Below are 1,424 nucleotides of genomic sequence, written 5' to 3'. Positions count from 1 at the left end.
GGCTCATCGCAGTTGAGGGTGTAGTCGGGGTCTGAATCCGCCGGCCTCGAGTAGAGATCGGGCGATGTAGTGGGTGAGGTTGCGGAAGCCGAGGGCGGAGCCGCGGAGGTGTTCGAGTCGGCCGTTGATGGCCTCTGTCGGCCCGTTCGAGGTCCCGGGCCGGTCGAAGAAGGCGAGCACGTCTGCGGCGCGCTGCTTCAGCGTCCGGCCGAGTGTGCGGATCTCGACCAGCGCGTCTGGGACGCCGCTGGCGACCGACTCGATGACCGCTCGCATCCTCTGCTTGCCCGTGGTCTTGTTGGGCTCGCGGTAGGCGGCGACCATCCGCTGGTAGATGCCCCAGGTCGCTTCGACCTGGACGTGCTCGTCTGCCGCGAATACCGTGTCCAGCCGGGCGCGCTGGGTGTCGGTGAGCAGGTCCGCGCCGGTCTGCAGGGTCCGCCGCGCCCGGTAGAGCGGGTCCCCGGCCCGGCCCCGGTGCCCGAGGGTGTGCTGCTGGACGCGCTGCCGGCACCGGTCCAGTCCCTCACCTGCCAGACGGATGACGTGGAACGGATCCATGACCGGTACTGCGGTGGGTAGCTCTTCGGCGGCAGCGGTCTTGAACCCGGTGAACCCGTCCATCGCGACGACCTCCACCCCGTCCCGCCACGCCCGAGGACGATCGGCCAGCCACTGCTTGAACACGGCCTTCGACCGGCCCGCGACCATGTCCAGCAGCCGCGCGGGCCCGGACTTGTTCCGGGCCGGGGTGAGGTCGATGATCACGGTCACGTACTTGTCGCCGTGGCGCGTGTGACGCCACACGTGCTCATCGACCCCGATGGTGGTGACCCCGGCGAACCGGGCCGGATCGTCGATCAGCACCCGCTTGCCCTCGGCGATGACCGCCTCGTTGGCGGTATGCCAGGACACTCCCAGCCCGGCAGCGACGCGGCTGACGGTGAGGTGGTCCACGACCACACCGGTCAGCGCCCAGCCCACCCCGCCACGGGTGATCTTCGCCCGCGGCGCCGCGGCCTTCGACGTGTCCTGCCGCCACGTCCGACGGCAGGTAACACACCGGTACCGGCGGACCCGGACCATCAAGGTCGTGGGCCGGTGCCCGAACGGCTCGTGCGCCAACCGGCGGATCACCGTGTCTCGGGGCACGCCCTCGGCCCCGCACTCCCTGCACCACGGGTCCGGCTCCAGGACCCGGCACTGGATCACCGCACGATCAGGCTCAACCCGCTGTCCGACGGCCTCGAGGCCGAGCTCGTCGAGACGGCAGAACGTGGTCAGGTCAGGGCGAACGAAGGTAGCGTGATCCATGTCGAGGTCCTCAGGATGGGCAGTGTCAGAACTTCCATCCTCGGAGGGCCTCGACCCCTATCCAGCGACCGACGCGCCCAACCCGACTACACTCTCAGCTGCGAAGAGCC

Annotated in this window: 1 protein-coding gene; it reads right to left on the bottom strand. The window is 69.7% G+C overall.

Translation table 11 applies throughout. The features are described from left to right. Positions 1-3: 3 nt before the first annotated feature. Complete coding sequence (locus AAHA49_RS17805; RefSeq protein WP_036316278.1) at positions 4-1,314, bottom strand: ISL3 family transposase; 1,311 nt, start codon at positions 1,312-1,314, stop codon at positions 4-6. Positions 1,315-1,424 lie beyond the last annotated feature (110 nt).

The sequence above is a fragment of the Brevibacterium ammoniilyticum genome (genome assembly GCF_038429965.1).
Lineage (GTDB): Bacteria > Actinomycetota > Actinomycetes > Actinomycetales > Brevibacteriaceae > Brevibacterium > Brevibacterium ammoniilyticum.
Note: the sequence above shows the minus strand (reverse complement) of the source record. Positions and strands in the feature narration are given on the sequence as shown.